Consider the following 24,381-nt stretch of genomic DNA (forward strand, 5'->3'; position numbering starts at 1 on the left):
TCCTCCTTATCCATATGAGTGCTCATATCCTGATCAATTGATCATTGCTCAGGCATTCCCTGAACTCAGTCCGTAAAATCACCAGCCACGTAATGCCCCGGGCTCACTTCCCGCAGCACAGCGCCTTCATCATCCCCGCGCGTTACCGAGTAGGCATCCAGCCGGATTCGCTGGCTGGCCTTCAGCGGGTCTGTCTCCAGAATGGAAGACAGCAGCGCTTTGGTATACGGATGCTGCGGATTGTCATACAGCTCATCGCTCTCCGCAACCTCAACGAGGCGGCCGCCGTACATGACACCGATCCGGTCAGAGATATGCCGGACCATCGACAGGTCATGGGCAATGAACAGATAGGTCAGCCCGAATTCGGACTGCAGATCCTCCAGCATATTGACGACCTGGGCCTGCACAGAGACATCCAGCGCCGAGATCGGCTCGTCGCAGACGACGAACTCGGGCCGGACCGACAGCGCCCGGGCGATGGAAATCCGCTGGCGTTGCCCCCCGCTGAACTCATGCGGGAAGCGGTAGAGATGCTCTCTTTTGAGACCAACCTTCTCCAGCAGCTCCGCCACGGCTTCCTTGCGCTCTTCACCTGGGTAGAGTCCATGGATACGCATCGGCTCACTGATCAATTCCAGCACATTCAGGCTGGGGTTCAGTGAAGAGTACGGGTCCTGAAAAATCGACTGAATCCGTCTGCGGAACGGCTTCAGCCCTTTCTCGCCCAGCTTGCCCAGCGGCTGCCCGTCATAGAATACCTCGCCGTCCGTATAATCGTACAGGCGGAGCAGACAGCGGCCAACCGTTGACTTGCCGCTCCCGGATTCACCCACCAGTCCGAAGGTCTCGCCCTGGCGGATCTGGAAGCTGACGCCGTCCACGGCCTTAAGCACAGCCGTATCGCGCCCGCGTATATCCTTGCCCTTGGAGAAATGCTTCCTCAGATTGTTCACATCTACGAGCACCTTGCTCTCACTCACCGGAATCCCTCCCCACTGTAACTGCCGCCTGCTGCTCTGCGCCTTCGGCCAGCCAGCACATTGAGCGGTGGCCAGGTGCAAGCTCTACTACCGGCGGACGTTCACTGCAGCGGGCAAAAGCATGCGGGCAGCGGTCCATAAACGGACAGCCGGGCGGCGGATTCAGCAGATCCGGCGGTGTGCCTTCAATCGGAATCAGCCGCTCCCGCGATCCCCCGCCGCGCTTCGGAATGGAACGCAGCAGGCCCTGGGTGTACGGATGCTGGGGACGATAGAAGATGTCCTCCACCGTGCCCTCCTCCATCACAAGCCCGCCGTACATCACAATGACCCGTGTGCAGACCTGGGCCACGACACCGAGGTCATGGGTAATCAGCGCTACCGCTGTATCCGACCGTTCTTTCAGCTCCTTGAACAGATCCAGAATCTGCGCCTGGATGGTTGCATCCAGCGCCGTGGTTGGCTCATCGGCAATCAGCAGCTCCGGCTGGCAGGAGAGCGCCATTGCGATCATCACCCGCTGGCGCATGCCTCCGCTGAATTCATGCGGATATTGCTTCAGGCGCTGCTCGGGATCGCGTATACCGACCTGGCGGAGGATTTCCGCCGCCTCGGCATACGCCTCTGCTTTATTGAGTCCCCGGTGTCTGCGGATGACTTCGGTTAATTGCTGGCCTATTCTTTTGACCGGATTCAGCGAGGTCATCGGGTCCTGAAAGACCATCGCGATCCGGTTGCCGCGCAGGGTCCGCCACTGCTTCTCCGTGAGCCCCTTCAGACTCTCGCCGCGAAACTCCAGCTTACCGGCAGTCATGCGGCCCGGCGGCGTGATCAGGGACATGACCGCCTTGGCGGTAACGCTTTTGCCGCTGCCCGATTCTCCGACAATCCCCACCGTTTCACCGGCATCTATATGGAGGCTAACGCCGCGGACGGCCTGATTCTCGCCGTCCCGGGTAGCAAATGAAACCTGCAAATTCTCAACAGTCAACAGCCGTTCAGTCATGATGTTCCACTCTCCTATCTCCGGATCAGCTTTGGTTCAAAGCCGACCCGCAAAATATCACCCAGCACATTGAAGCTCAGAACGGTCAGCAGGATCATCAGCCCAGGGAACAGTGCCAGATAAGGCGCCTCTGCAATATACCCTTGAGCGCTGTTCAGCATGCTGCCCCAGGTGGCGTTCGGCGGCTGTACCCCGAAGCCGAGGAAGCTCAGCGACGATTCCATCATAATGGCCGATGCAATATTATTCGTTGCGCCGACGATAATCACCGGTACCAGTCCCGGAAGGATATGCCGCCAGATCATGCCGAAGGAGCTTTGGCCGGAAGCCTTGGCGTACAGCACATATTCGCGTTCCTTGATCGTAAGAGTCTCCGCTCGCACAACGCGGGCCACGTTCATCCACATTAACAAGGCAATAATAATAATCAGATTGCCGATGCTCGGCTTCAAATAGACACTGAGCAGCAGGAGGATCAGAAAGGACGGAATCGACATGATGATATCCAGCATCCGCATCAGCAGATTATCCAGCCAGCCGCCGAAGTATCCGCTGATCACACCAACCATCACACCCACGAAGGTAGCCACGATCATGGAAGCAAACCCGACCAGCAGCGAGACACGGCCGCCATATAGCGCTCTGGACAGATAATCGCGTCCATAGTCATCCGTTCCGAACAGATGTCCGGCGCCCGGCTTGGTGAGGCGGGCCATGGCATCCATAGCATTCGGGTCATATCCGGACAGGAAGGCAAAGATGGCCCCCAGCGTAAAGATAGCCAATACAGCAAGAGCAGCGACACCCAGACCGTTCGTAAACAGCTCTGACTGTAGATTTTTCCATTTACTGCGATTCATGAGGTCACCCCTTTAATTTAATTCGCGGATCGACAAAGCTGTAGAGTATGTCCGCCACCATATTACCGAGGATCAGCATTAAGGAAGAAAATAAGGTGATCCCCATAATAACGGGATAATCCATCCCCTTAACCGCCGTCATCCCCAGCGACCCGATGCCCGGCCAGGAGAATACCGTCTCGGTGACGATGGCCCCGGCCACCAGATCTCCCATAGACATGCCCAGCAGGGTAATGACCGGCAGCAGCACATGCTTCAGGACATGACGGAACAGAATTGTCGATTTCTTCGAGCCAAAAGCATACTGGATCTGCACATATTCCTCTTTCAATTGTCCAATCGTGCTGGAGCGGATATAACGCACATATCCGGCCAGGAAGCCGAAGGCCAGCACCGAGCAGGGCAAGATCCCGTGCTTCAGCACATCCAGCGGCGATTCCACACCAATCGTGCGCATCCCCATACTCGGCAGCAGGTGCAGCTTAATGGCGAACAGATACATCAGCAGAATCGCCAGCCAGAATAACGGAATGGAGATCCCTACATAAGAAATAAAGTTAATCAGCTTGTCTACCCAGCGGTTGCGGTTCGCACCGGCCACGAGGCCAAGCGGAATCGCCAGAATAACCGCCAGCGCAATGGCGCTGCCCATCAGACCAGCCGTTGCCGGCAGACGTTCCAGAATCTGTCCCAGCACCGGCTGGTGATTGATCAGGGAATATCCGAAGTTGCCCTGCACCATTTCCTTGATCCAGATGAAATATTGAATATAGGCGGGCTTATCAAGCCCCAGATTATGGCGGATACGCTCAATATCATCGGCATGCATATTGGGCGTAACGAAAGACAGCACCGGATCTCCCGGAGCCAGCTTGATCATTGTAAAACACACTACGGATACAAAAAACAGCATCGGCAGTGTTTGCAGCAACCTTCGGACGATGAGTTGTCTCATACGCAGCTTCTCCCAGCTCTTGACAGGCAAAAAATAAGCTGGAAGAACCCAGCTTATTTTTTTGCCGTGCTTATTTTTTGGGGCAGATTATTTCTGGTAGATCTTGGACAGGTCTTCGAAGATAACGACCGGTTTCAACACAGCTTCATCAATGCCGCCGTAGTTCTTCGATACAGCTACAACTGTTTTAGTATAAGCGATCGGGTAGATCGGCGCATCTTCAGCGACAAGCTCCTGTGCTTTCTTGTAGAGCTCTGCACGTTTCGCCGGATCCGCTTCGCCTGCACCGTCATTCATTAGCTTATCAACCTCGCTGTTCGAATAATGCGAGTAGTTGGAAGAGCTGTCCGTAGTGAACAGGATACGGTAAGCATCGGGATCATATCCCATGATATAACCGGTCAATGCCAGTTCGTAGTCGGTAGATTTCAGATCGATGAACTTCTGCACCCAGGCCGAGGAATCCATGTTCTGCAGTTCCACTTCCACGCCGACAGCCTTCAGCTTCTGCTGCACATACAGCGAGATCGCTTCCTGTGCCTTGTTACCGCTCTGTACAATGTAACGAAGCTTCAGGTTGCTCTCTCCGGCAGACGCAAGCAGTTCCTTAGCCTTAGCGGCATCATTGTCAAAGGTAGTTACTTCATTCGTGAAATACAGCGCGTCCGGAGTCAGGAATGACTTCGCCGGGTCAGCATATTCACTGGAAGTGTACGCTGTCTGGATCAGCTCATCACGGCTGAGGGCCAGGGACAGGGCTTGACGGACTTCTTTTTTGGCGAGTGCACCGGTATCACTGTTCGCATTGAACATCAGATAAGCCAGACGGCCTTCACTGTAAGGCAGAATTTCGAAATTGTTCGTTGCCTGAATGGTGGCTACATCCTTAGGATCAAGATACTGCACGTTGATCTCGCCGTTCTGCAGGGCAAGGTTCGCAGCATTGGTATCCTTGGCAATCCGGTAAGTTACCGAATCCAGATGCGGCTTGCCGCCGAAGTAGTTATCGAATCGTTCCAGTGTCAGATACTCACCGGCTTTGTATTCTTTGAATTTGAAGGGACCGGAACCTACCGGAGAAGCGTTCTTGGTGCTCTTCTCAATGTCGGTTTCATTCTCAAAAATATGCTTTGGAATCGGGAACACCTGTACCAGTGTCGCTTCAAAAGCCGGGCTGACCTGCGGAAGCTGGAAGTCAACAGTCAGATCATCCACTTTAACCGCTTTGATGGCTTGGTCGCCGATCAGGAAGTTGGCTCTCAGGAAGCTGTTCTGCTTCTCGTCGAGAATGCTGTCAATGGTGAACACGATATCATCCGCCGTAAGCTTCTCTCCGTCATGCCAGGTAAGTCCATCCTTAAGCTTCAGTGTGTAAGTAAGATTATCCTCCGAAGGTGTCAGGCTCTCTGCCAGGTAGAAGGTCTTCTCCCCGTTATTCACCTGGAACAGCGGAGCATACAGTGCCTGGTCAATCGTCAGACTGACACGGTCACCCGCATAGTTCGGATTAAGTACAACCGGATCAGAAGCGACCCCTATAATCAAGCTTCCGCCATCCTTCGGTTCGCTGGCAGCAGGCTGCTGCGTTTCGGCCGGTGTCTGGCTTGCACCCGCATTTGTCGATGCCGCGTTATTTCCATTAGAGCATGCACTAATCATTAGTGTTAGTAGAACTAGAATGACAACCCCTGATATCCCTTTACGCATTATCTCTCTCCTCCATGTCTATGAGCAATCTCACTCGTTGTGAAAGTTATTATATATCGGAATAGTCGGGATTACAATGTATTAATTTACCACCTGTGAAAGATTGAACAACCGCCTGCTGTTACAGCTGAGGAATACCGGCATCCCATACGCTGATCTCCTGTATGATATCCCCGCGCCGCAAGGCATCCGCATGCTCCATCCCCTCTATTACTCTGCCGAACACCGTATGCCAGCCGTCAAGATAATCGAACGCATCGTAGCAGATAAAAAACTGGCAGGAGCCCGTGCCCGGCCCGAAATGGGCCATGGATAACGCCCCGCGCACATGTTTATGCGGATTGCCTTGCGTTTCACAGGCGATTTTGTCCGTGCCGCCCCGGCCGGTACCCTCCGGACAGCCTCCCTGGGCGACAAAGCCGCGGACAACGCGCTGAAAAGTCAGACCGTTGTAGAAGCCGCTGTTCGCGAGCTTTTCAAAATTGGCTACGGTTCCGGGGGCCTCCTGGTCAAATAATTCGAGCCGGATCTCTTGTCCTTGCTCCAGTCTTATTAGAGCCAGCTTCATAAGGTCTCCTCCGCCTCTCCGGCTGCAGTGCCTGCGGGAACGCCGATATGAGCCACGGTCTTGGCCGCTTGCTCAGGCGCATAGATCTCCTGTACATCCTCGTCCAGCAGCGGCCGGAGTTCTCCATCCGCAGTATGCAGAAAAACCCCGGCGCGCGGATTCATCGCCAGGAGCAGGTTGATTAATTGCTGTACTTTTAACGGTGACTTGTCCATCCTCTCACTCCTGTCCTGCAGTCTGCAGAATGTCTATACCTGTCTATGCGGTATTGTACAACAGCTCTCAGGCAGACACCAATCCATATATTTCCTCTCAGGTCTCTATTTTTTGAAAAACCGGGATTAGTCCCGTACTTCTCTAAATATATTGAATACATATAATTCATATCATCTATTTGCGAATCCAAGGGGATGTTCTATTAATGTTGATCTTATCCTGGAGTGGCCTGCTATGAATGAGACCCGAACCCGGGTTCTGCTGGGCAGCCCGATCCATCAAAAACCGGCAATTCTTGAGCAATTCCTGAATTCTCTGCTGCGCCTGAACCTGACCAATATTGAGCTGCATTTCTATCTGATTGATGACAACCCGGACGAAGCTTCGAGTCAACTGCTCCAGCAGTTCGCCCAGAGCGGCAGAACGGTCTTCCTGCAATCTTCAGGATTTCATGATGCTTATATCCGCGATGATACGACCCATTTCTGGAATTCCAATCTGGTCTGGAAGGTGGCCGGGTTCAAGAACCTGATGATCCGGCGGGCCGAAGCCTTCGGCTATGATTATCTGTTCCTGATCGACTCCGATCTGATTCTTCATCCGGATACACTGCTGCATCTGATCCGTACGGACAAGGACATAATCTCTGAGGTATTCTGGACCCAGTGGCAGCCGGGTACTCTGCTGCAGCCGCAGGTCTGGATGCATGACGAATACAACCAGTGGGAGGTGCTCCCGGGAGAGCAGCTCTCACATGATGAGATCAACCGGCGCTTCCACGCCTTCCTGATGAAGATGCAGCAGCCGGGAATCTATGAAGTCGGCGGGCTCGGCGCCTGCACCCTGATCAGCAGCCGTGCTATCGCTTCCGGTGCCAGCTACGACCGGATTCACAACATCTCCTACTGGGGAGAAGACCGCCATTTCTGCATCCGTGCAGCGGCGCTTGGCATTCCGCTGTATGTCGATACCCACTACCCGGCGCTGCATCTCTACAGGGACAGCGACCTGCTCAAGGTGCCGGAGTTCATCCGGCAGACTTCAGGCGCGGAGGCTGGAGCGGGACCGGAGTCGCCGGATGCGCCGGAGACGGTGGGGGGTGACGGGAAAGCGGAGCGGGATGCGCGGTATAGGGCGGAGCTTGAGCGGGAAGGGAAGGGCGAAGCGATCACAAGGCCGAATGGGCAACACGAGGCGGAGCGGAGCGATGCCGAGTTAAATGAGGCAGAGCTAGGGCACGAGGCGCGGAATGCGCCGGGGGCGGGACGGGGTGACGCGGACGAAGCTGGCGCTCAGGCCGGCGGCGCGGAAGCTGAAGCCGCGGCGCGCGAGGTTGCGCCTTCGGACAGCAGCGGCGCGGCAGACGGTTCTGACATGCAGGGCGCTGCCGATGCAGCGCCCGCGGACAAAAGAGCGCTGGATGCGAGCGCGGAGTGGGATGCGCTGTGGACCGAGGCGGAGGCCCGGCGGCGCTTGTCCAAAGAGCCGCTGCCAGAGGGCGGCGGCGAGATCGAGCTGCCGGGCAGCGGTCCGGCAGCGGACGCTGGTGCGGCTGCGGCCGGAGACGCGGACGCGGCAGACGGTGCAGATGCAGCAAGGCGGGGCGCTGAGCATGGAGCGGCGACCGGCTTCTCCGGAGCGGCTGCTAATTCAGCAGCTGTCCGGCGGCCCAAGCTGACGCTTACGATGATCGTCAAGAATGAGGGCTCGCGGTTTCTGCGGCAGGTTCTGCAGGAGCACCGCAAATATATCGATGAAGCTGTCATTATCGACGACGGCAGCACGGATAACACAGCGGATATCTGCCGGGAGGTGCTTCAGGGCATTCCGCTGCATCTGATACGCAACAACGTCTCCAGATTCAGCAATGAATCCGAGCTGCGCAAGCAGCAGTGGGAGGCGGTCCTTCAGACGAATCCGGAGTGGATTCTTAGTCTGGATGCGGATGAGATTTTCGAAGCCGGATTCCCGGAAGAAGTGGATGCCTTGCTGCGTACGGACAATTGCGACTTGTTCTGCTTCCGGCTCTACGATTTCTGGGATGACACTCATTACCGCGAAGATATGTACTGGCGGTCCCATCAGAGCTACCGGCCGTTCCTGCTCCGCTACCGGGAGGACTTCACTTATCTCTGGAACGATCTGCCGCAGCATTGCGGGCGGCTGCCGGAGAATATTTTTGAGCTGTCCCATCAGTTAAGCAATCTGCGGCTGAAGCATCTCGGCTGGTCGAAGCCGGAATATCGGCTGGAGAAATATCTGCGCTATATGCTGCTGGACCCGGACGGCCAATATGGCTGGAAGGAACAATACCTGTCTATTCTCGACCAGCATCCCCATCTGATGCCCTGGAGCGAGTAAGCGGACGGGATAGTAGAGTTTCTGTATAAACCATACTTTAGGATAAACCACACTTAGGAGTTCAGCCAAACAAGTAACCATTGACCGCTAATCGCTGCTGAGGCAGTGCTCCCGCCAAACGGCGAATGGACTTTGAAGTTCATTCTGTATGGGGCAGGTATACAGGTAATAGGTATAAATGTTGTAAATATTACAACCCGGATTATAAATAACCGGGGGTACGGGAGGATTGTTGTAGGAAATACAATAATCCTTTCAGTTAGCCACTTGCAGTAGATGGAATGCTGCATTTCCTACAACAATTCTCGATTCGGGCCGATTTATTGAAGAAAATGTTGTATTTTCTGCAGGATTTAAGTCGAAAATAAAAAGAAAAGCGCTCCAGCCTTAAGGCGGAACGCTTTTTCTTTGCGGATTGCAGCTGCAGCCTTACGGAGGCATCGGCCGGGTCAGTTCACATTTTAGAGTCAGCCAACCGTCTTCGCAGTTTCCGGTTTCACTATAGTGACAGTCAATTCACCGTCAGCTTCGTCCACCGTCAGCACTGAGCCTTCCTCTGCTTCTCCGGTGATCAGCGCACGCGCCACCCGGGTCTCCAGACTGCGCTGGATGAACCGCTTCAGCGGTCTTGCGCCGTACACGGAATCAAAGCCTTCCTCGGCAATGAAGCGGACGGCCTTGTCACTCAGCGTAAGGCCAATGCCCCGTTCTGCCAGGCGGAGGCGCAGACCGTTCACCAGCTTAACCACGATCTGCTGGGTTTCGCCCAGCGTCAGCGGTTTGAACATCACGATATCGTCCACCCGGTTGAGGAACTCCGGACGGAAGTGGCCGCTCAGCTCCTTCATCACCCGGTCTTTAACAGCTTCGGTCAGCTCACCGTTGTCATCGGTACCCTGAATCAGATGCGGCGAGCCGATATTAGAGGTCATAATGATGATCGTGTTCTTGAAGTCGACCACCCGGCCTTGCGAGTCGGTCAGCCGACCGTCATCCAGCAGCTGCAGGAGAATGTTGAAGACATCGGGGTGGGCTTTCTCCACCTCATCCAGCAGCACAACAGTATACGGCTGGCGCCGTACCGCTTCGGTCAGCTGGCCGCCTTCTTCATAGCCGACATATCCCGGGGGAGCACCGACGAGGCGGGAGACACTGTGCTTCTCCATGTACTCCGACATGTCGATACGGATCATACCGTCCTCGCGGTCAAACAGCGATACCGCCAGCGCCTTAGCCAGCTCGGTCTTACCGACCCCGGTCGGCCCCAGGAACAGGAACGAACCGATGGGGCGGTTCGGGTCCTTGATGCCTGCTCTTGCCCGGAGCACAGCATCTGCGACCAGCCGGACGGCCTCATCCTGCCCGACTACCCGCTCATGCAGCGTATCTTCGAGCCGCAGCAGCTTATCCCGCTCGCCTTCCACGAGGCGGCTGACCGGAACGCCGGTCCAGCGGGAGACGATATCGGCGATCTCCTCTTCCGTCACGGCTTCGCGCAGCAGCCGGGTCTCCTGATCCTGCTGCGCGGCTTCCTCTGCGGCCTTCAGCTGCCGCTCCAGATCAGGAATAATCCCATAGCTTAGCTCAGCCGACTTATTCAGATCATAGATCTCCTGTGCATCGACCAGATCCTTGCGCGCCTGCTCTAACCGCTTCTTCAGCTCGCGGATGCCCTGGATCGCCGACTTTTCCTTCTCCCAGCGGACGGTCATGCCCAGATGCTTCTCCTTGAGGTCGGCCAGCTCCCGCTGCAGGATTTCCAGACGGCGCTTGCTGGCATCGTCGGTTTCCTTTTTGAGTGCAGCTTCTTCAATCTCCATCTGCATCAGGCGGCGGGTCACCTCATCCATCTCACCGGGCATGGAATCAATCTCCGTGCGGATCATCGCGCAGGCTTCATCCACCAGGTCAATCGCCTTATCCGGCAGAAACCGGTCGGTAATATAGCGGTTCGACAGGACTCCGGCCGCGACGAGCGCGCTATCATGGATCTTGACTCCGTGATGTACCTCGAAGCGTTCCTTCAGGCCGCGCAGAATGGAGATGGTATCCTCAACATCCGGCTCGCTGACCAGCACCTGCTGGAAGCGGCGTTCCAGCGCCGGGTCCTTCTCGATATATTTGCGGTACTCATCCAGCGTCGTCGCCCCGATACAATGCAGCTCACCCCGGGCCAGCATCGGCTTCAGCATGTTGCCCGCGTCCATGGCCCCTTCGGTCTTGCCGGCACCGACAATCGTATGCAGCTCATCAATGAACAGAATAATCCGGCCGTCACTCTCACGGATTTCCTTCAGTACGGCCTGCAGCCGCTCTTCGAATTCCCCGCGGTATTTGGCACCGGCAATCAGTGCGCTCATATCCAGTGAGAAAATCGTCTTATCCTTCAGCCCCTCCGGCACATCCCGGCGCACAATCCGGTGAGCCAGCCCTTCTACAATCGCGGTTTTACCTACGCCGGGCTCCCCGATCAGCACAGGATTGTTCTTGGTCTTGCGGGAGAGAATACGGATGACCCGGCGAATCTCCGCATCGCGTCCGATCACGGGATCAATCTTGCCCGCCCGCACCTCGGCCACCAGATCCCGGCCGTATTTCTCCAGCACCTCATAGGTGGCCTCCGGCTCCCGGCTCGTCACCCGCTGGTGTCCGCGGATCTCGGCCAGCACCCCGAGCAACTTCTCCCGGGTAACGCCCATGCCCGTGAACAGCCCGCGCAGCTCGCGGTTCCCGCTGCCGGAATCCGAGACCATCGCCAGCACGGCATGCTCTACGGCTACGAATTCGTCCTGCATCTTGGCCGCTTCCTTCTCGGCCTGCTCCAGCATGGCAATCAGCGCGGGCGAGGCATACCGCCGCATCGTGCCCGCTCCGCTTCCGCTTACGCTGGGCTTCCGCTGAAGCAGCGCCTCTGTACCCTGCAGCAGCTCAGCAGCAGGAATATTCATCTTCTGCAGCAGCCTCGGCAGCAGGCCCTCATGCTGTTGAAGCAGTGCCTTCAGCAGATGAAGATTATCAATCTCCTGATGTCCGCTGGCCGCAGCCAGGGACTGGGCCTCTGCGACGGCTTCCTGCAGCTTCTGTGTAAGCTTGTTGAAATCCATAAGATTCATCGCCTTTCCTTAAATGTTATGCCGCTGCAGCCCCAGCTGCAGCATCTTATATGTCAGTCAGCCGGATATCAGGCGTTATATATTCATCATTACCCCGTTGTGGCTCTGCGCCGCTGTGCCCCACCGGGAGGCTGCCGTTTGGCTCCGGCCTGGAAGCTGCCGGAATCGGCCAGCTGGCGGTACAGCTTCTTCTCCGCTTCCGAGGTATCCGCCGGAATAACGATCTCGATCCGGAACAGGATGTCACCATTCGTTCCATTAGGACGCTTAAGCCCCTTGCCGGAGAGGCGCAGCGTTCGGCCGCCTGCCATACCTGCAGGGATCTTCAATTTCACCTGGCTGCCGTCCGGCAGGGTCACCTTAGCATCTCCGCCAAGCACAGCCTGCCAGGGGGCAATCTCTACCGTGCCGAGTAAATCCCCGCCGCCGTCCGGTTCATAGATGTCATGGGGCAGGAGATGCAGCGAGATCAGCAGGTCGCCTCCCTGTCCCGTCCCGCTTCCGCCGCCGGGAACCCGGATCACCGTCCCTTCGGACGAGCGTGCCGGAATCTGCACACTCAGGTCTTTGCCTGCAGCCTGAATGCTGATATTTCCGCCTTGGTAAGCCTGCTCCAGCGTAATCTCAAGCTGGGCCTGCATCGTGCTGAACTCATCAGCCCAAGGGCTTCCGCCTTGGCGGACACCGCCGCTGCCGGAGAAGAAATCGAAGCCGGCGCGGTCCGCTGCCCCCCGGCTGCCGAAGAACATCCCGAACAGGTCCTCTTCGGGTATACTGCTGCCGGAAGCCGCGCCGCTGCTCCAGCCTGCACCAAAAGGCGATTCCCAGGACGCGGAGGAGGCTGCCCCGCCGCTCCGCGGACCCCTCGCCCCGGCGTAGCCGGCCCCATAGCGCAGCTCCTCATCATAGATTTTCCGCTTCTCTTCATCACCCAGCACTTCGTACGCTTCGGCCGCTTCCTTGAATCTGGCTTCTGCCTCCGGGGCTTTGTTGACATCGGGATGCCACTTCTTAGCCAGCTTCTGATAAGCTTTTTTGATCTCCTGCTTCGAGGCCTGCCTGCCGACGCCCAGAGTCTCGTAATAATTTGCCGCCACTGGTACCTCCTCCTTTCGTATATTGGGAACCTTATTCTATAGGTTATAGCATTCCGCCCTGTAACAAGCCTATTCCCCGTGCCAATGATTATTCACCAAGTCCGTTTCTCCGGGAAAAGACGCATCATAGCCGGTATCCCCACTACAATGCGCCCTGTATGATCATGCTATATGAAAAGCCCGGCGAAACCACTCTGCCGCAAGGGACCGGATAGGCCGGCGGCAGAAGCCGCTTAGCCCGGGAACCCCGCTGAACCTGGCTGCTTCAGCCAGACTTGGAAGTCCTGCTTCCTCTGCCTTCCTCCCCAGTGTTCCCGCTCTCCGCTTCCCCCGGAGATCGTTCACCTCGGAAGCGGCACCTGCCCCTTACTGAAGCTGTGCGTCTGAGGAATTTCTGCCATCCTGAATTTCAATGCGTTTGCCCTGCGACTTCTGCCGTTTCGGCACCTCCAGGCCCAGCACCCCGTCTTTCAGTGAAGCGCGGATTCCTTCCTCCGCAATATCCTGAACGTAGAAGCGGCGCACATACTCACCATACCGCCGTTCCCGGCGCACAGTCTGATGCTCCTTGTTCTCCTCGCTGTTCTCTTCTTTGCGTACTGCCTTGATCGTCAAGTAAGGGCTGGTATAATCGATGTCGATTTCTTCTTTTTTGAAGCCCGGAAGCTCGGCCTCAATCAGATACGCCCCTTCACTCTCGCGGATGTCTGTCCGGAAGGACAGCGTGGAGCTTGTCAGTGGTGCAAAGAAATCATCATTAAACACTTCGTTAAGCGACTTAGCCAGCACACCAAAAGCATCATCTCTGCGTTTACCAAAAGGAACCAAATCAAACATTATCCATTCTCCTCTCATTTGACTTTTAATTTGTGTTGGTTTGACTTTGACTTTATTTGACCTACGGCTTTATTATAGTCGCCGGCCGACCGGATGACAAAACTCATATAAGCCGAAAATCCGGTAAAATCCGGCGTTTCGGCTCGTTTTTTAGTATAAATTTTAACAATAATAATAATTTGACCTTATTTGACTTTAACTCTTCATTTCACATACCGCTCACGGTATTCGCTATCCAGCATGTCCATCATAATCACATCATGGTATTCATGGTTATAATAAAGCATCTGGCGCCGCACACCCTCACGTACAAAACCTATTGCTTCATATACATGCGCAGCGCGGGCATTATAACTGTAGACCTCCAGCTCAATCCGGTGCAGATTCAGAATGCCAAATCCGTAGTCCAGCATCAGCAGCAACGCTTCCCGTCCATATCCTTGTCCCTGATGCTGCTCATCCCCAATAGCGATCCGCAGATTTGCACTGCGATTGTCAGGGTCTATATCCTGAATGGCGATATCGCCGATCACTTCATCAGTCTCCCTAAGGGCGATAAGCAGCAGCACCGTACTGTCGTCCCCTGATTTGCGCGCGATATAATTCTCTATCTGCTCTTTGGTGATATGCTTTTTCGTGCCTGTAAGTCTGCGGACCTCCGTGCCGTAGAACATATGGTAATACAATTCGGCGTCTTCCCCGTTAAGCGGGCGCAGATATACCTTTTCCCCTGTTACAAGCCCAGAATGTCTGGTCATTCCCGTCATCTCCCGACTGTTGTTATAGCTCTTATGGTAATGCAGATCTGCATACTATAAAATATACAAAAACGTCTAATTCCAAAGGACAGATTCGAAGGTGAATGATGCTGCTTGTCCCTAATCTGAATGAGTACAGCGAAATTCCTTACTATATACAGCTCTATGATTATTTTGCAAAAGAGATCATCGGCGGCGCTCTCCCCAGTGGTACACGCCTGCCTTCCATCCGCCGCCTGGCGGCATTATGCGGTATCAGCGCCACTCCTGTCGAGCTCGCCTACCAGCAGCTGCTTGCCGAGGGCTTCATCGCCAGCAAACCGCGCAGCGGCTACACTATCCTGCCAGTCCATAGGAATGGCAGCCCTGCAGAAGCCGGGGAGCGGCCACGTCCGGCTGTCCGTCCCATTACTCCGCGCGATTCGCGGCAATACGCATACGATTTCCACATGTCACGGAATGATTTCTCTTTATTCCCGCACAAAATATGGCGCAGCCTCTACCAGGAACAGCTCGCGAATCCGCACCTGCTCCAGTATGGTGATCCGCAGGGGGAGCCGGCGCTCCGTGAGAGCATCGCCGCCCATCTACGGCGGTTTCGCGGCCTGCGCTGTACAGCAGAGCACGTCGTGGTCGGCGGCGACCAGTACACACTGTGCTCTTTGTTATGCCTGATGCTTAAGGAACGGGTGACCAGGCTCGGAATTGAAAATCCGGGGTATCACCTGCTGCCCGCGGCATTCAAACGCGGCGGTTATGAGATTATGCCCATTCCGCTGGAGGAAGACGGGCTGATGATAGAGAAGCTGTACCGAAGCGGGGCTGACGCCGTATACATCTCCCCTTCCCATCAGTTTCCCAGAGGCATGGCCATGCCGATAGCCAAACGCCTTGCCTTACTGGATTGGGCGCGGTCAGCGGGCGGCTATATCATTGAAGATGATTATGACGGGGAATTCCGCTATCATGGACGACCCATTCCTGCACTTCAGGGACTTGCAGCGGACAGTCCGGTAATCTACATGTGCAGCTTTGCGCAGTCGGTAACTCCTGCCCTCTGCCTTCATTATATGGTTCTGCCGGAGGAGCTGCTGCCGCTCTATCACAGCCTGAGAAGCGAGCTGTATCTGGAGCACTCGGCTTCGCGGCTGCATCAGATCGCGCTGCATTATTTTATAGAGAGAGGGCACTTCGAGAAACATCTGCGCAGGATGCGTCTGCTCTATCAGCGCAAGCATGACCTGCTTCTGCGCTCGGTCCAGCATTATTTCGGCGATGCAGCAGCCGTCAGCGGACGGGATGCCGGATTTCATCTTCTCCTGACCCTGAAACCGCCCGCAGCGGACAGTGCACGGGAGCTTGCTGCAGCAGCGGAAGCCGAAGGTATCCGTGTTACGCCTATGTCCTATACGTGGTGGGATAAGCCGGACTGCGATGAACCCGAATTCATCCTGGGCTTCGGCGGGATTGCCGAGGATCTGATTGATGAGGGAATCCGAAGGCTGGCGGAGATATGGCTGACTTAGCTTTTTTACACTGCATAAAGATTGCATAATTACCTATGATGAGGTGAAATTAAAGTGACACTAACACATTTTCTCGGGGCGGATTGCCCGCTGCCGACCGGATATTTCGGCTATCATTATTCGTACCAGAAGTACTCTGAAATTCACCTGACGGATGATAAGAACGCACTTTATAATATTATAGACTTATCTCATCTGAATGACGCCAAGGTACAGGTGTATGAAACCGAACTGGACGCTGTAGGGCTAGAGATTGGAGAGTTCCTCTACCCGCCATTCAGAGAGAACAAGATCATCACTAAGCCCTATATCTACGGCTTCAATGGCGAGGCTTGCAATATCACTGCGGAAATCCGCACAGGTTATCCTGAACTCTACCAACAAAACTTAAAGTGCCTAAACCTGCTGCTCTCCCTCATGGACGAACATCTGTCCGAAGGAGAATGTATAGAGATATACTCCTGCTGGGATAGTGAGACGTGGATGGAACGCAACGCAGTGCTTGACCGGACTCTTCATCTGCCATCCTTCGATCCGCTGACAGAGTCTATAGAATTTGTAGATAAACAGCTTATAACTATTATCAAATAAAGTGTAGACTCTATCTATTTTGTCCGCCCGGGGTCCATTCGTATACATTAATACTTAATCACTAGCCTGTTCCCCTACTTATATTGCTCCAGCATTCCCGCCAGCGTCCGCTTCACCTCCGCCACAAGCTCCGGCGGCTCCTGTACCGTGGCCTCGTTGCAGAGGCCGATCACGAAACGGGCGAAGTAGCCCAGATCGCTCTGCGGGATCTCCCCCTCCAGCCAGCCCGTTCCATCCGCGCGGATATGCAGCAGCGGAGAGGACCATAGCTCGGCTTCGCAGGTTTGGACGCCTCCATTCCCCAGTTCAACAAGCAGCCGCACAAGACTTTTATCACCCTGCCCGGTGTGGCTGCTGTAATCCTCCTTGTTGCCCAGGTGCACATGTCGCAGATCACGTGGTGCCGGCCCCGACCCGTCATATCCGGCAAACTGAATCCGGTCGCAGCGGAATACACGGATATCCCCGCGCAGGAAGCAATACGCCGGACAATACCATAAGCCGTTATGGGCGTAGATGCCCACCGGCTGAATCCATCTTTCCTTGCGCTGCCCCTTCGATTCATAATTGATCAGCAGTACCTTTTGCCCGGTAGCCGCTTCCAGCAAGAGAGACAGATAACGGAATTCAGCCTGTCTCACCGGAGTCAGGAAGTCAATCCTGTTCTTCATCTCATCAATCCGGTCACGGACATCGCCGGACATATAGTTATAGAATTTATGCAGGGCAGCTAATGATTCCTCCTTGAAGGGGAGATACTTGTAGTGGCGCAGGGCATGGCTGGCGAAAAAAATCGCCACCGCCTCCTCCTCCGTGAACGCGATCGGCGGCAGAATTCTTTCGTTCAGCACCTGATAGCCTCCATGCGGTCCCACTTCGGAATAAAGCGGAACGCCTAACTCCCCCAGCTCCTGCAAATCCCTGAGGATGGTCCGGGAGGATACATTGAATTCGTCGGCCAGCTCTTTGACGGTGAATTTCCGCTTGCGGTTGACTGTCATCATCAGATCCAGCAGCCTTTTGGATTTAGACATGAGCTTCACTCCATTTATTATTCTAACTATGACAATACCTGTCACTATCATACACTACACTATAATCAAGCCGGTTAGCTAAGGCAAATTGAACATCATAAGGAGCGAATTAGGCATGACCCTGCAAATCAACCCTTTTATTCTGGTGGACGGTACAGCAAGTGAGGCAATTGCCTTTTATCAGGAGGCGCTGGGTACTACGCTGCTCTTCAAGCAAACTGTGGGCGAAGGCCCGCAGAACCCTGACTTCCCGATGACCGAACAGGAAAAAGCGCGTATAGCTCATTCCGTCCTGCTGGTGGGTGACACCAAGTTTTTCGTTGCAGATCAGGAGGTTGGCCAGCCGCTGAGTCATGGCAATGGCATCACCATCTGTATCACGGTGGATACCACTGAAGAAGCGCAGCAGCTGTATCACTCGCTCAAGGCAGGCGGAACGGTTGATATCGAGCTGGCTCCGGCTTATTTCAGTCCGGCCTATGGCATGGTTACCGATAAGTTCGGCGTATGCTTCCAGATCTTCACGAAGCGGGCGCAATAAAGCTCAAGCCGGCTAAGGTGAACTCTTCAGGCGCAGGATACAAAAAGCACTGTCTCCCGGATCATCCGGTGAGACAGTGCTTTTGGCCGTCACGACTCCGCACCTGCCGCGCGCTAATATAATGCCCGCCACAGATAAAATGTGGCGTAAGCCTCCCAGCCCTGCCAGGGCTGGGCCAGGACGAGCAGTTCCGCAGGCGTAGGCTTGCGGTCCATACCGGTGAGGAACTTGATCACGTTCTGCAGGCCGACATCGCCGACGGGATATGAGGAGCTATCCCGCAGGCAGCGCATACGTACATACTGCGAGGTCCACGGGCCGATCCCGCGGATCTGCAGCAGCCGCTGCTCGGCGGCGGCCGGAGACGGAAGCGCCAGCAGCTCTTCACGGCTCAGCTCTCCGCTTGCGATCAGCGAGGCGACCGTGAGGATCGTCTGTGCTTTGCTGCGGGTCAGCTGCAAGGCGCACAGTTCTTCGATCTGCACCTCCGAGAAGACCCCCGGTCCGGGGAACCGGTAGTAGGTCCGGCCTCCCCACTCCAGAGATTCTCCATACACTTCGGTCAGCCGCTGCTTCAGCCTGTAGGCAAAAGCCAGGTTCACCTGCTGGCCCAGAATCGCCCAGCATAATGCCTCGAACAGATCCGGGATGCCGATAATCCGCAGCCCCCGGTGCTGAATTGCCAGCGGCCGGAGCAGAGGATCTGCTTCCGCCAGCCGGTAGAACGGGGTAAGATCACGGTCCAGATCGAACCACTCTACAATATAACGGGCCAGCCATTCCTGCTCCAGGACGCCGGGGACAGCGCCGTGCAGCCGGGTTACGCTCAGCCTGTTGCCTTCAGGCACACTTAACCGGATTAGGACCGGGCCGTCCTCCAGCTTGAACATCCGGGTCACTCCCGAGTCATCCGTCTGGAACAGGCATTCCAGCGGCGAACGGTTCATGTACTCCAGACAGGCGTCCAGGTTGAAATCCTCCGGCAGCGGCAGCTCAAAAAGCAAATCGTTCATGGCCCGCCGCCTTCACATTTAGAATTCCCTCCAGCTGAAGCAGCTCCTGCTTGAGCTGCAGACCGCCCCGGTAACCCGTTAATGTGCCGTTCGCACCGATCACCCGGTGGCAGGGCACAATGACCGGCAGCGGATTCTGTCCGTTAGCCGTACCGACAGCACGGACCGCCAGCGGTCTGCCAATCCGTGCAGCCAACTCCTTGTAGGTTGCAACCTCACCATGCGGGATCGTAAGCAGCCCCCGCCATACCTCCTGCTGAAACGGAGTGCCCCATAGATCAAGCGCAAGACTGTTGAAATCGACCGTTTCTCCATCAAAATAACGGCGCAGCAGCTCTATAACCCCAAGCTGCTCAAACCTCCTGGCACCCTCCAGGAATTCATAGTCCGGAGCATACATCTTCAGCCAGGCGGCCGGCAGCTGCCCTCCATCCTGCGGATAGGACACGCGGATAAGTCCCTTGTTGCTGGCCCATAGGGTCCATTCCCGATTTCCGAGATTCAGGGTATGGTGATATATCATGTTCCGGTTCGGACTCTGGTTTATATTCATATTCATCCTAATTTCCTCCCTCATTATGCTTACTGCGATACTCCGTAGGGGACAGACCGGATTTCTTGACGAACCAGGCTGCGAAGTGGGACGCGCTGCGGAATCCAACTGCCTTGCCTACATCGGCAATGCCTGTATCCGTCTCTGTCAACAGCCTGCGGGCTTCCCCCGCGCGCAGATCATCCAGTCTGGCAGCAGGCGACAGGCCGGTTACCCGCTTGTAGGTCCGCTGCAGATGGAACGGGCTGACCTTCAGCTGCTCCGCCATCGACTGCAGTGTCAGCTTGCTCCCGAACTGCCCGTCCATAATGGCATCCGCCTGCGCCGCCAGCACGGCATCCGGCCTGAGGGTGCCGCCTTCTTCGGGGCGGCATCTTTTGCAGGGCCGGAATCCCTCGCGGACAGCCTCCTGCAAGGAGCCGTAGAATACCACATTGGCTGCCTTCGGCGTTCTTGCCCGGCAGGAAGGCCGACAGACAATACGTGTCGTCAGCACCGCTGTATAGTAAACACCGTCATAGGTCGGCTCACGCCGCACCACTGTTTCATATATACGCTCAAATAATTGCGGCTCCATCCCTCATCACCTCTTACCGCCAGTATAAACGATTCGTTTTGGCTTATGCAGCATATTGAAATAGGAGAGCAAGATTACGACAGTGGGCAGGGGTAGCGGCAGATGTAGATCGGCCTGAATCTGCACGCTTGCTGGCCTGCTGAAGCTATGGTGTTAAACACTTTGATCGGGTAGTGAATCGCGTGCCTCTACTTGCGGACTGAGAATCCGCTAATTTTCAAAATCAGGGCTTTTTCCGCACCATGCGGACTGAAAAGACCTTATCCCCTGTTGCAGGGGGCAATCTGCGGGGGAATCCGGGAAATAAAGACTCTGTAGTCCGCGACAGCTGCCCAGCAGGTAATTTCAGCAACATAACGGAACTGTAGTCCGCAAGCGGAGAAACTGCCCTGGCTTTTGTTCGCACCACATCCAGTCTGCAGCCCTCAATGTACAATTTGGTTGAAATACCCCTTATTCTATGCAATAATCACTGGCGATAAATAGAATTAAATTCCATTGAAATGTATAAGCTACGTCTCAATTTAATTAGGAGGACTCAGAGGCTAATGCACCTGAGGTCTGTGCCAGCTTCCGCATCCTGGGTTAATAATTCTCTGGCGGTAGAGTAGTCCTTGTTACCGAAGCGTTCATAGCGGATATCTGAAAGAGGTTCCCGTAAGGCTGTATACAGATGAAGATTTTCTTCCAGCCCACTCGTTGTATGCCACTGCTTTTCATGAAATGCGCGTCCGTGTCGGCTGCTTCCCGGGTTCGGTGGTTGCCCAGCCTAATGAGGGCAGACAGCTCTATGACAGCCTTGGGTTTCAGGAAACGCATCGTACGGAATATATGAGGAAAACGCTAGGAGTGTTTGAAAGTAAAATATGAACAGGAATTGGAGCGATGACAAACATGAGTAACCTGGGATCACGGAATATCAGTGTGGTAACGTTGTTCGTTGAGGATCTGCCGCAGACCATGGCGTTCTATCAGGAGGTCTTTGGCCTTGCCTATGTGTATGCGGACGAGAACTCGGCCGTCTATGATTTCGGCAATATGAGCATCAATCTGCTGCAAATATCCGAAGCCCCCGGGCTGATTGAGCCCGCTGCCGTTGCCAGCCGCGAGGCCGGATCACGGTTTCAGTTCACGATCCGCGTAGAAGATGTGGATGCGGTATGCACAGAATTAACTGCATGCGGCGTAAGCCTGCTTAGCGGGCCTATGAACCGGCCTTGGGGCATCCGCACAGCCAGCTTCGCAGACCCCGCAGGACATATTTGGGAGATTGCTCAGGAGCTGGTTTAGCTGAAGCTACGGATGGACAAATCAAAGCATTCCCGGTCAGGAACCGCTCTGACGGTTTCTCTACAATGAACTTGAAAGGAAAGGTGAGGATTTGGAGACGATCCGGCTGCTTCAGCAGGCGATTGATTATGTGGAGCAGAACTTGAGCTCCGCCATAGGAGTTGAGGATATCGCCGGAGCAGCGATGACCTCGAAATACCATTTTCAGCGGATGTTCCATGCCTTGACGGGCTTTACCGTTACTGAATATGTACGCAACAGGCGGCTGACGCTGGCGGCGGAAGAGCTGGCCGGAACGGACGGCAAGGTGATCGACATTGCGCTGAAGTATGGGTACGAGACGCCGGAGTCCTTCGCCAAAGCGTTTCAACGGGTGCATGGGGTAACCCCGAATATGGCGAAGAAACAGAACGTGAAGCTCAAATCGTTTCCCCGCATCTCCTTTCAAATTCAGATCAAAGGAGAAACTGAAATGAATTATCGGATGGTGGAAGAGAAGGGTTGCCTCGTCATTGGAAAAGAGGTTATCGTTCACAAGGATGCTTACACAGAAATACCCGCGTTCGCAGAGAAAATCTGGAATGATGGTACGCATGACCGGATTAACGAATGTGCCGGGAGACCCGCAGGTTCGCTGCTGTTCGGCTATTATTACGACTTCAATGAGGATGGAACGAAACGGTATCTGATGGGAACCGTGTTGCCGGAAGGACAGGACGTCCCGGAGGAGCTTGACCACCTGAGCGTGCCTGACCAGACGTATGCTGTATTCGATAGCCGTGATACGTATTCCGAGGACACTGAGATGGGAATGGAGATCCTGAATGTGTGGCGGAGAATTTATGCGGAGTGGTTCCCCTCGGCAGGCTTTGAGCAAGCGGAAGGACCGTGCATGGAGAAATACTACTGGACGGATGACAGCCATGAAGAATCGATCTGTGAGGTTTGGATTCCTGTGGTGAAGAAATAACAATAATGCGTTCCTGACAAAGCCTCCCTATGCCCTGACGGCATCTGGAAGGCTTGTTTCTTTGCCCGTGTATTCTCAATCTTTAACATTCTCCTGAATTCACGTTATAATCAATAGATACAAATAAATGGAAGGAATGAATGACTCATGACTCTCTTAAAAAGGTTAGTTCCGGTCTGTCTGATCCTCTTATTCATATTTCCCAGTAGTAACCCCGCCGCCTCCGCTGCCAGCCCAGCCCAATCAACAACAAGACCTATCCAAGTCAACATCAACGGTTCTTTTATTTCCACCGATACTAATCCGTTTATTCAGTCTGGCAGAATCATGCTGCCAATCCGGGCGCTTGCTTCCTTAGGACTCCAATATTCATGGAATGCTACAGATCATACTGTAACGATCACGAATTCCTCCAAGGATATCTTCCGAATGACCCAAGGCCAGCCCATTGCTTATAAAAATGGACAACCTGTGCAAATGGACAGTGAAGCCAATAATTATAACGGGCGCCTCATGGTTCCGGCAAAGTTTGTCAGTGAGGCTTTTGGATACAGTGTGCATTATGAAAAGATAAGAGAAATTGTATTCATTCAATCCGGGAATTTCACTCGTGATCCTCAGGCCATTCATTCAGCGGATATACAGCAGGCCCGTCTGGCCGCCATTTCGTTGCCGGTTATGTACTCCTTTAAGCCTGGCACCAGTGCACAAAGTGATCAATCCGATTACTACCTGTATTCCTTTGCTTCTGATGACGCCACCCGCTACATTTACAGCAATGGAGAAATAACAACAGTCGTTGAGATCAAAGAGGGAACAGCAACAGCCGTATGGCAGGTTTCTGAGGCAGATATCCCCGGTTATCCGGCAACTACATTCGGCGGTGTGAAACCAGTGTATATATCCGAAATGTTTAAGGATTCTTTTAGTTTTAGCAACGGTGTTTATAGTGGTCATCACACCCTTAGTGATGGCACTGTACAAACATTTAAATACACAGGACTTAATTACGTTGATTTGATCCGGGCGATCCCGGAGTAAGGAACCTATATTCCAAAGTTAGCTCCCGGGAAAAGGGTGTACCGGTCCAGATATTTTGCAGTGTCCGGTACAATTTTCATGGATTTAATTTTCCCTTGTCCAAAAATAAAATTCCACCGCTCCACCTTCACCTTGTACTCATCTTCTGCAGTCACTCTCTGGACAATCCGCACGGTTAAGGTGCTGTCTGTGCTTGCGACAGGCTTCATATCAATAATGGTTTCCATATTATACGTTCCCGCCGGGAAGCTTTCGTTATAGAGGTCCGTCTTGAAATCAGGCGTAACTACATCGAGCACTCCCTGATGATTGCGTTCGTCATACGCCATAATCCATCTGTATGCCAGGTTCCGGTTCGCCACATAAGCCACGCTGCTGCGCTCCATTCCGAAATTCGGATCAGAATCCACATACACGGTTTTACTTGTATTATCCCACTGAATACTGGCGTCAAACCCTTCTGAAATGGCCCGTATCGGGACATATACCGTACCATTAATAATCTTAGGCTGCGTCTGAGTTTTCACTTGATTACCATTTACAATTATTTTTGGAGCTACTGTAGCCGCATAGGCTCCCGCACTAAACACTAGGGTCAAGGCCAATCCTGATATTCCTATTTTCAATAGTTTTTTCATTTTTAATCTCTCCAAGGATGATAGATTTCTATATTTAGACGCTAATCAATCATATTTGTTTCTATAAAATCAATTTTATGTAAAATGTAGATTGATTGCAGCCATGCCTTTTTCCAGCTCTAGCCTAATCACAAAAAAGCCCCCGG

The 24,381-nt window shown here is 54.2% G+C and carries 24 protein-coding genes; 7 read left to right on the forward strand and 17 right to left on the reverse strand.

All coding sequences use genetic code 11. The annotated features are described in order from the left end of the window. Positions 1-65 precede the first annotated feature (65 nt). The 7 genes from MKZ24_RS03020 to MKZ24_RS03050 all read right to left on the reverse strand — a co-directional run bounded on the left by MKZ24_RS03020 (position 66) and on the right by MKZ24_RS03050 (position 6,294). A complete protein-coding gene (locus tag MKZ24_RS03020; RefSeq protein ID WP_042231837.1) occupies positions 66-983 on the reverse strand; it encodes an ABC transporter ATP-binding protein in 918 nt (305 codons plus the stop codon). Beyond that, positions 976-1,989, reverse strand: coding sequence for an ABC transporter ATP-binding protein (locus MKZ24_RS03025; protein ID WP_340781264.1), 1,014 nt, complete (start codon positions 1,987-1,989; stop codon positions 976-978). Before MKZ24_RS03025 ends, MKZ24_RS03020 begins: the two co-directional genes overlap by 8 nt. 14 nt (positions 1,990-2,003) lie before the next feature. Beyond that, a complete protein-coding gene (locus MKZ24_RS03030) occupies positions 2,004-2,849 on the reverse strand; it encodes an ABC transporter permease (RefSeq protein WP_039300005.1) in 846 nt (281 codons plus the stop codon). A gap of 4 nt (positions 2,850-2,853) precedes the next feature. Beyond that, positions 2,854-3,804 carry an ABC transporter permease gene (locus tag MKZ24_RS03035; RefSeq protein ID WP_039300002.1) on the reverse strand — a complete coding sequence of 317 codons (951 nt, stop codon included), beginning with the start codon at positions 3,802-3,804 and terminating at the stop codon, positions 2,854-2,856. A gap of 87 nt (positions 3,805-3,891) precedes the next feature. Then, positions 3,892-5,511, reverse strand: a complete 1,620-nt coding sequence (locus MKZ24_RS03040; RefSeq protein WP_340781266.1) for an ABC transporter substrate-binding protein — start codon at positions 5,509-5,511, stop codon at positions 3,892-3,894. Positions 5,512-5,632: 121 nt separating this feature from the next. After that, positions 5,633-6,079: a peptidylprolyl isomerase gene (locus MKZ24_RS03045; protein ID WP_042132882.1), complete on the reverse strand. Its 447-nt coding sequence runs from the start codon at positions 6,077-6,079 to the stop codon at positions 5,633-5,635. Then, positions 6,076-6,294: a hypothetical protein gene (locus MKZ24_RS03050; RefSeq protein ID WP_042132881.1), complete on the reverse strand. Its 219-nt coding sequence runs from the start codon at positions 6,292-6,294 to the stop codon at positions 6,076-6,078. Before MKZ24_RS03050 ends, MKZ24_RS03045 begins: the two co-directional genes overlap by 4 nt. A gap of 235 nt (positions 6,295-6,529) precedes the next feature. Here MKZ24_RS03050 and MKZ24_RS03055 point away from each other — a divergent pair, with 235 nt between their 5' ends. Further along, entirely contained in the window at positions 6,530-8,656 is a 2,127-nt protein-coding gene (locus MKZ24_RS03055; protein WP_340781269.1) for a glycosyltransferase family 2 protein, read from the forward strand. A 467-nt stretch (positions 8,657-9,123) separates the two neighbouring features. Here MKZ24_RS03055 and clpB read toward each other — a convergent pair whose 3' ends face one another. From clpB to MKZ24_RS03080, 5 genes are all read right to left on the reverse strand, one after another. Continuing rightward, positions 9,124-11,760 (reverse strand): ATP-dependent chaperone ClpB, encoded by a 2,637-nt coding sequence (gene clpB, locus MKZ24_RS03060; RefSeq protein ID WP_340781270.1) that lies wholly within the window; start codon positions 11,758-11,760, stop codon positions 9,124-9,126. A gap of 98 nt (positions 11,761-11,858) precedes the next feature. Beyond that, the gene (locus MKZ24_RS03065) at positions 11,859-12,866 is read right to left on the reverse strand and encodes a DnaJ C-terminal domain-containing protein (RefSeq protein ID WP_340781271.1); all 1,008 of its coding nucleotides are present in this window, start codon (positions 12,864-12,866) and stop codon (positions 11,859-11,861) included. Positions 12,867-13,028: 162 nt separating this feature from the next. Further along, positions 13,029-13,211, reverse strand: a complete 183-nt coding sequence (locus tag MKZ24_RS03070; protein ID WP_340781273.1) for a hypothetical protein — start codon at positions 13,209-13,211, stop codon at positions 13,029-13,031. 21 nt (positions 13,212-13,232) lie between these two features. Next, entirely contained in the window at positions 13,233-13,703 is a 471-nt protein-coding gene (locus tag MKZ24_RS03075) for an Hsp20/alpha crystallin family protein (RefSeq protein WP_340781274.1), read from the reverse strand. 203 nt (positions 13,704-13,906) lie between these two features. Continuing rightward, positions 13,907-14,461, reverse strand: coding sequence for a GNAT family N-acetyltransferase (locus MKZ24_RS03080; RefSeq protein WP_340781275.1), 555 nt, complete (start codon positions 14,459-14,461; stop codon positions 13,907-13,909). Positions 14,462-14,565: 104 nt separating this feature from the next. Between MKZ24_RS03080 and pdxR the strand changes: the two genes are divergently transcribed. Further along, complete coding sequence (gene pdxR / locus MKZ24_RS03085) at positions 14,566-15,987, forward strand: MocR-like pyridoxine biosynthesis transcription factor PdxR (protein ID WP_340781276.1); 1,422 nt, start codon at positions 14,566-14,568, stop codon at positions 15,985-15,987. Positions 15,988-16,041: 54 nt separating this feature from the next. Continuing rightward, entirely contained in the window at positions 16,042-16,578 is a 537-nt protein-coding gene (locus tag MKZ24_RS03090; protein ID WP_340781277.1) for a hypothetical protein, read from the forward strand. Positions 16,579-16,652: 74 nt separating this feature from the next. Here the strand turns inward: MKZ24_RS03090 and MKZ24_RS03095 are convergent, their stop codons facing one another. Further along, entirely contained in the window at positions 16,653-17,612 is a 960-nt protein-coding gene (locus tag MKZ24_RS03095) for a helix-turn-helix transcriptional regulator (protein ID WP_340781278.1), read from the reverse strand. Between the two features lie 115 nt (positions 17,613-17,727). Here MKZ24_RS03095 and MKZ24_RS03100 point away from each other — a divergent pair, with 115 nt between their 5' ends. Further along, the gene (locus MKZ24_RS03100) at positions 17,728-18,153 is read left to right on the forward strand and encodes a VOC family protein (protein WP_042231812.1); all 426 of its coding nucleotides are present in this window, start codon (positions 17,728-17,730) and stop codon (positions 18,151-18,153) included. 113 nt (positions 18,154-18,266) lie between these two features. Here the strand turns inward: MKZ24_RS03100 and MKZ24_RS03105 are convergent, their stop codons facing one another. The 3 genes from MKZ24_RS03105 to MKZ24_RS03115 are packed head-to-tail and all read right to left on the reverse strand — an operon-like array spanning position 18,267 to position 20,296. Next, positions 18,267-19,166: a DNA-3-methyladenine glycosylase family protein gene (locus tag MKZ24_RS03105; protein WP_042231810.1), complete on the reverse strand. Its 900-nt coding sequence runs from the start codon at positions 19,164-19,166 to the stop codon at positions 18,267-18,269. Continuing rightward, positions 19,147-19,725 carry a methylated-DNA--[protein]-cysteine S-methyltransferase gene (locus tag MKZ24_RS03110; RefSeq protein WP_042231808.1) on the reverse strand — a complete coding sequence of 193 codons (579 nt, stop codon included), beginning with the start codon at positions 19,723-19,725 and terminating at the stop codon, positions 19,147-19,149. Before MKZ24_RS03110 ends, MKZ24_RS03105 begins: the two co-directional genes overlap by 20 nt. 1 nt (position 19,726) lies before the next feature. Beyond that, a complete protein-coding gene (locus MKZ24_RS03115) occupies positions 19,727-20,296 on the reverse strand; it encodes a bifunctional transcriptional activator/DNA repair enzyme AdaA (protein WP_042231806.1) in 570 nt (189 codons plus the stop codon). Between the two features lie 894 nt (positions 20,297-21,190). Between MKZ24_RS03115 and MKZ24_RS03120 the strand changes: the two genes are divergently transcribed. The 3 genes from MKZ24_RS03120 (at position 21,191) to MKZ24_RS03130 (ending at position 23,597) form a co-directional block, all read left to right on the forward strand. Beyond that, positions 21,191-21,586 (forward strand): VOC family protein, encoded by a 396-nt coding sequence (locus tag MKZ24_RS03120; RefSeq protein ID WP_042231804.1) that lies wholly within the window; start codon positions 21,191-21,193, stop codon positions 21,584-21,586. A 91-nt stretch (positions 21,587-21,677) separates the two neighbouring features. Next, a complete protein-coding gene (locus MKZ24_RS03125) occupies positions 21,678-22,556 on the forward strand; it encodes an AraC family transcriptional regulator (protein WP_340781279.1) in 879 nt (292 codons plus the stop codon). A gap of 147 nt (positions 22,557-22,703) precedes the next feature. Next, positions 22,704-23,597 (forward strand): copper amine oxidase N-terminal domain-containing protein, encoded by an 894-nt coding sequence (locus MKZ24_RS03130; RefSeq protein ID WP_340781280.1) that lies wholly within the window; start codon positions 22,704-22,706, stop codon positions 23,595-23,597. Between the two features lie 5 nt (positions 23,598-23,602). Here MKZ24_RS03130 and MKZ24_RS03135 read toward each other — a convergent pair whose 3' ends face one another. Continuing rightward, positions 23,603-24,235, reverse strand: a complete 633-nt coding sequence (locus MKZ24_RS03135; protein WP_340781281.1) for a copper amine oxidase N-terminal domain-containing protein — start codon at positions 24,233-24,235, stop codon at positions 23,603-23,605. Positions 24,236-24,381 lie beyond the last annotated feature (146 nt).

It is taken from the genome of Paenibacillus sp. FSL R7-0297 (genome assembly GCF_038009025.1).
Taxonomy (GTDB): domain Bacteria; phylum Bacillota; class Bacilli; order Paenibacillales; family Paenibacillaceae; genus Paenibacillus_AQ.

What these genes read in the sequence shown, in the direction of transcription:
- MKZ24_RS03025 (WP_340781264.1), bottom strand. Translation starts at nt 1,989, where the DNA reads ATGACTGAACGGCTGTTGACTGTTGAGAATTTGCAGGTTTCATTTGCT.
- MKZ24_RS03030 (WP_039300005.1), bottom strand. Translation starts at nt 2,849, where the DNA reads ATGAATCGCAGTAAATGGAAAAATCTACAGTCAGAGCTGTTTACGAAC.
- MKZ24_RS03035 (WP_039300002.1), bottom strand. Translation starts at nt 3,804, where the DNA reads ATGAGACAACTCATCGTCCGAAGGTTGCTGCAAACACTGCCGATGCTG.
- MKZ24_RS03040 (WP_340781266.1), bottom strand. Translation starts at nt 5,511, where the DNA reads ATGCGTAAAGGGATATCAGGGGTTGTCATTCTAGTTCTACTAACACTA.
- MKZ24_RS03045 (WP_042132882.1), bottom strand. Translation starts at nt 6,079, where the DNA reads ATGAAGCTGGCTCTAATAAGACTGGAGCAAGGACAAGAGATCCGGCTC.
- MKZ24_RS03050 (WP_042132881.1), bottom strand. Translation starts at nt 6,294, where the DNA reads ATGGACAAGTCACCGTTAAAAGTACAGCAATTAATCAACCTGCTCCTG.
- MKZ24_RS03055 (WP_340781269.1), top strand. Translation starts at nt 6,530, where the DNA reads ATGAATGAGACCCGAACCCGGGTTCTGCTGGGCAGCCCGATCCATCAA.
- clpB (WP_340781270.1), bottom strand. Translation starts at nt 11,760, where the DNA reads ATGGATTTCAACAAGCTTACACAGAAGCTGCAGGAAGCCGTCGCAGAG.
- MKZ24_RS03075 (WP_340781274.1), bottom strand. Translation starts at nt 13,703, where the DNA reads ATGTTTGATTTGGTTCCTTTTGGTAAACGCAGAGATGATGCTTTTGGT.
- MKZ24_RS03080 (WP_340781275.1), bottom strand. Translation starts at nt 14,461, where the DNA reads ATGACCAGACATTCTGGGCTTGTAACAGGGGAAAAGGTATATCTGCGC.
- pdxR (WP_340781276.1), top strand. Translation starts at nt 14,566, where the DNA reads ATGATGCTGCTTGTCCCTAATCTGAATGAGTACAGCGAAATTCCTTAC.
- MKZ24_RS03095 (WP_340781278.1), bottom strand. Translation starts at nt 17,612, where the DNA reads ATGTCTAAATCCAAAAGGCTGCTGGATCTGATGATGACAGTCAACCGC.
- MKZ24_RS03100 (WP_042231812.1), top strand. Translation starts at nt 17,728, where the DNA reads ATGACCCTGCAAATCAACCCTTTTATTCTGGTGGACGGTACAGCAAGT.
- MKZ24_RS03105 (WP_042231810.1), bottom strand. Translation starts at nt 19,166, where the DNA reads ATGAACGATTTGCTTTTTGAGCTGCCGCTGCCGGAGGATTTCAACCTG.
- MKZ24_RS03110 (WP_042231808.1), bottom strand. Translation starts at nt 19,725, where the DNA reads ATGAATATGAATATAAACCAGAGTCCGAACCGGAACATGATATATCAC.
- MKZ24_RS03115 (WP_042231806.1), bottom strand. Translation starts at nt 20,296, where the DNA reads ATGGAGCCGCAATTATTTGAGCGTATATATGAAACAGTGGTGCGGCGT.
- MKZ24_RS03120 (WP_042231804.1), top strand. Translation starts at nt 21,191, where the DNA reads ATGAGTAACCTGGGATCACGGAATATCAGTGTGGTAACGTTGTTCGTT.
- MKZ24_RS03130 (WP_340781280.1), top strand. Translation starts at nt 22,704, where the DNA reads ATGACTCTCTTAAAAAGGTTAGTTCCGGTCTGTCTGATCCTCTTATTC.
- MKZ24_RS03135 (WP_340781281.1), bottom strand. Translation starts at nt 24,235, where the DNA reads ATGAAAAAACTATTGAAAATAGGAATATCAGGATTGGCCTTGACCCTA.